The sequence below is a fragment of the Planktotalea sp. genome, assembly GCF_039984035.1.
Taxonomy (GTDB): domain Bacteria; phylum Pseudomonadota; class Alphaproteobacteria; order Rhodobacterales; family Rhodobacteraceae; genus Planktotalea.
Genome location: NZ_JBDWVM010000212.1, coordinates 1 through 3,661, shown reverse-complemented (window position 1 = coordinate 3,661; position 3,661 = coordinate 1). Strand labels below are relative to the sequence as shown.

Below are 3,661 nucleotides of genomic sequence, written 5' to 3'. Positions count from 1 at the left end.
TGTCTTGGCGAAACGCACTTTTTTGTCACCGTCCATCTTGAACCCAACGCGCGTCGCTTTGCCGTTGGCGTCCACATAGGCGAGGTTGCTCAAGTCGATCGGCATCGCTTTGGGGATGCGGCCGCCTTGGCTTTCCTGAGACTGACGTGTGGCGCGAATAGAGATATTCACGCCGTCCACGATGGCCTTACCGGTCTTGGGCGCCACGGACGAGATCGTCCCTGTTTTGCCTTTGTCCTTGCCAGCCAATACGATGACCTTGTCACCTTTTTTCAACTTAGCAGCCATGATTACAGCACCTCCGGAGCGAGCGAGATGATTTTCATGAAGTTTTTCGCACGCAGCTCACGCACAACTGGGCCAAAGATACGTGTACCTACGGGCTCGTTGTTGTTGTTGAGGATGACAGCAGCGTTGCGATCAAAGCGGATCGCGGTACCGTCGTCGCGGCGAACTTCCTTGGCGGTGCGAACAACAACGGCCTTCCGGACGTCACCTTTCTTCACACGACCGCGGGGGATGGCTTCCTTGACCGACACGACAATAATGTCGCCGACGGATGCGTATTTACGCTTGGAACCACCCAATACCTTGATGCACTGAACACGGCGCGCGCCGCTGTTGTCAGCAACATCCAGGTTGGTCTGCATCTGGATCATTTGGTTTCTCCCGACCTGTAGGGGGCGATGCGTGCCTGATCCCTAGGGTTTCGATTAAGCAGGGGTGCTTCAGGCCTCAGCGGCTTGCAACACTTCCCAACGTTTGGTCTTCGACTTTGGTGCACATTCAACGATGCGAACAGCGTCGCCCGTTTTGAATGTGTTGTTCTCATCGTGCGCCCGGTATTTTTTGGACTTACGGATGGTTTTCTTCAGAACCGGGTGCGTAAAGCGGCGCTCCACGGAAACGGTTACTGTTTGTGCGTTCGCGTCAGAGGTCACGACGCCGGACAGAATACGCTTTGGCATGGGTGCTCTCCTTACTCAGACGCTGCGGCCGAAGCCGCTTTTTGGTTCAACACAGTTTTCACACGGGCCGCATTGCGACGCGCTGTGCGCAGCTGCGATGCGTTTTCCAGCTGGCCAGTGGCCTGTTGGAAGCGCAGGTTAAACTGTTCTTTTTTCAGGTTGGCCAGCTCTTCGCGCAGCTGGTCAGGGGTCTTATCGTGTAGTTCCTTGGCGTTCATCGCCTTATTCCTTTCAACATCACAGGCAGGCCCAATGCGCATCGTTTTGTCCAATGCAATTGGTCACCCTGATTCCCGTGGAGTTCATGATGAAGGGGCCGTATAGGAGGGTTGCGGGCACATAGCAACCCCCTTCGGGGCCTGCGCAAACGTCGATATCGCCCCGCGATACCCCGCCGACCTTTACGCCCCGGCGCGATCACGCCCGCAGCGCATCACCACACCATCAAGGCCACAGCCGGCCCGGCGCAGCGGTGTCCGAAATCACGCCCAACTGTAGTTAAAACTGACCGAAATCCGCTCTTCTTCGGCCATATTCAACGGCACTTCGTGGCGCAGCCAGCTTTCCCACAAAAGGACTTCGCCGACCTTGGGTGTAATATAGTTAAAACTCCGCAGATCTTGCGGGGCGTCTTTCATCCGTGGGGGCGCCGACATCATCATCGCCAACCGCGGGTCTTCGAATTTGATCGCGCTGGCGCCATCGGGCACGGCCACGTAGGTGGTGCCACTGATCGCAGAATGCGGGTGGATGTGTCCCGTATGGATACCGCCGGGTGGCAGGATATTGATCCACAGATCTTCAAGCTTTAACGGCCGGTCGCCCAGATCAAACGCCAGTTCCTTGGCAAAGGCTTTGACGTGTTTGTCGAGCGTCTTGACCAGATCTTTAAAAATCGGGAACCGATAGGGCAGATCCGTCAACGACGCATAACTGGTGTAGCCGGGAAAGCCGTTTTCGTCGCACCAATCCTGCCCCGCCTCGTCATCCTGCGCGATAGACCAACACGAGGCCTCCAGTTCAGCGGCGTCAATAGGGGGCGTCTTCTCGGAGAGATCGGCGCGGTACAGGCGGGTCACAAAGAGGGAATCTACGGTGCTCATACCCCCTATTAACCGAGCCCGCGATCAGTGGCGAGACCGGCAGGCACGATCTTTTGCATGCCCCCACCGGTTGGCCACGACGACGCAACGCCTAAACGCACGTGTCACCCACTAAGGGCAGCCCGGTGCGTCTTGACCAGATCACGCAGAAAGTCCGCCACCACGCCCACACGACGTGAATGCACCATATCAGATTGCGTCACGAGCCAGATCGGCTGATCGACCCCAAGATCCGCATCCAAGCACACCAGATCGCGTCCCCGCGCGAGAAAATGCGGCACCACCGCCAAACCCAAACCGTGTTCGCACGCGACCAACTGCCCCGCCAATGACGTGGTCACCAGCACAGGCGCACGGCCCTGCAAGGCGCGTTCGATCCATTGTGCGGCTGGCAGATGCGCGTAGTTGTCTGACCACGCAATGATATCATCGGTGTCCAGCGCGCCCGCATCCGGCACCCTGCGCCGCGCAGACACATAGGCAGGCGCGCCGTACAAGCCGTAGCCAAGCGCGCCCAACCTTTGCAACGACACGTTCCCCCGGTCAGGTTTGACCATCCGCAGCGCAATATCCGCGTCGCGGCGGTGCAGATTGGCCGTCGCGATATCGGTTATGATCTCTAACGATAGCCGTGGATATTGCGCTTTCAATGACCCAAGTGCTGGCAAAATCAACCCCGTCGCCAGGTTTTCGGCCGTCGCGAGCCGCACGGTGCCCGACACCGCTGCTTCATGTCGCGACCCAGTCGCGAGCGCCAAGGCATTTGCCTCCATCTCTTCGGCCCGCTCAATCAGGGACGATCCATCCTCGGTCAACCGGTACCCCGAATGATGCCGCGCAAAAAGCGGCTGGCCAATCGCCCGTTCCAACCGTTCTACACGCCGTGAAACCGTCGCGATCCCCACACCCAACGCCGCGGCCGCACCGCTCAACGTGCCAGCACGGGCAACGGCCAAGAACGCGCGGATATCATCCCAAATGATTTCGGTGTTCATACGCTTTCCATTTTTGGAAACCTGATTGCCATTTGCTGCGGTTTTCCTTTCGAAATGGAAATGCCAGTTTTGACGTCAACGCACAAGGCAAGGAGATCCGCATGGACTATCGAACACTCGGGCAAGGCTTCAAAGTTTCGGCTATCGGTCTGGGCTGCATGGGTATGAGCGAATTCTACGGCCCCCGAGACGACGACATATCCATGCGCGTACTGCACGAAGCCATCGACCTTGGTATCGACTTTTTCGACACCGCAGATATGTACGGCCCCTATCACAACGAAGACTTAATCGGCAGTTTTCTGGCGCAATCGAGCGCCAAACCCAAGGTCGCGACCAAATTTGGCATCGTCCGCCAACCCGGTGAATACAGCCGCAGCCTGAACAACAGCGCCGACTACGCCCGCACCGCCTGCGAAGGGTCGCTCAAACGGCTCGGCGTTGACCGTGTTGATCTGTTTTATGTACACCGGATCAACCCGTACCAAGACATCGAAGACACGATGGGCGGCCTGTCGCGGTTGGTGGACGCGGGCAAAATCGACCGGATCGGTCTGTGCGAGGTCAGCCCCGAAACCCTGCGCCGCGCCCATGC

At 58.1% G+C, this 3,661-nt stretch carries 7 protein-coding genes; 1 reads left to right on the top strand and 6 read right to left on the bottom strand.

The window, feature by feature from the left end:
• From rplX to ABJQ89_RS09710, 6 genes are all read right to left on the bottom strand, one after another.
• The coding region (gene rplX / locus ABJQ89_RS09735; protein ID WP_348496050.1) for a 50S ribosomal protein L24 at positions 1-288 on the bottom strand (288 nt) is incomplete at its 3' end.
• 2 nt (positions 289-290) lie between these two features.
• Positions 291-659 carry a 50S ribosomal protein L14 gene (gene rplN / locus ABJQ89_RS09730; protein WP_007118848.1) on the bottom strand — a complete coding sequence of 123 codons (369 nt, stop codon included), beginning with the start codon at positions 657-659 and terminating at the stop codon, positions 291-293.
• Positions 660-728: 69 nt separating this feature from the next.
• Positions 729-968: a 30S ribosomal protein S17 gene (rpsQ, locus tag ABJQ89_RS09725; RefSeq protein WP_013963208.1), complete on the bottom strand. Its 240-nt coding sequence runs from the start codon at positions 966-968 to the stop codon at positions 729-731.
• Positions 969-979: 11 nt separating this feature from the next.
• The gene (gene rpmC, locus ABJQ89_RS09720) at positions 980-1,186 is read right to left on the bottom strand and encodes a 50S ribosomal protein L29 (protein WP_348404234.1); all 207 of its coding nucleotides are present in this window, start codon (positions 1,184-1,186) and stop codon (positions 980-982) included.
• A gap of 264 nt (positions 1,187-1,450) precedes the next feature.
• Positions 1,451-2,071, bottom strand: a complete 621-nt coding sequence (locus ABJQ89_RS09715) for a TIGR02466 family protein (protein WP_348404233.1) — start codon at positions 2,069-2,071, stop codon at positions 1,451-1,453.
• Positions 2,072-2,175: 104 nt separating this feature from the next.
• Positions 2,176-3,066 carry a LysR family transcriptional regulator gene (locus ABJQ89_RS09710; RefSeq protein ID WP_348404232.1) on the bottom strand — a complete coding sequence of 297 codons (891 nt, stop codon included), beginning with the start codon at positions 3,064-3,066 and terminating at the stop codon, positions 2,176-2,178.
• Between the two features lie 101 nt (positions 3,067-3,167).
• Between ABJQ89_RS09710 and ABJQ89_RS09705 the strand changes: the two genes are divergently transcribed.
• Positions 3,168-3,661 (top strand): aldo/keto reductase (locus tag ABJQ89_RS09705; protein WP_348496049.1); only part of this gene is annotated, 494 nt, incomplete at its 3' end.

Bases quoted from the DNA above. Each gene is read 5' to 3' on its own strand.
- rplN (WP_007118848.1), bottom strand. From the start codon at position 659: ATGATCCAGATGCAGACCAACCTGGATGTTGCTGACAACAGCGGCGCG.
- rpsQ (WP_013963208.1), bottom strand. From the start codon at position 968: ATGCCAAAGCGTATTCTGTCCGGCGTCGTGACCTCTGACGCGAACGCA.
- rpmC (WP_348404234.1), bottom strand. From the start codon at position 1,186: ATGAACGCCAAGGAACTACACGATAAGACCCCTGACCAGCTGCGCGAA.
- ABJQ89_RS09710 (WP_348404232.1), bottom strand. From the start codon at position 3,066: ATGAACACCGAAATCATTTGGGATGATATCCGCGCGTTCTTGGCCGTT.
- ABJQ89_RS09715 (WP_348404233.1), bottom strand. From the start codon at position 2,071: ATGAGCACCGTAGATTCCCTCTTTGTGACCCGCCTGTACCGCGCCGAT.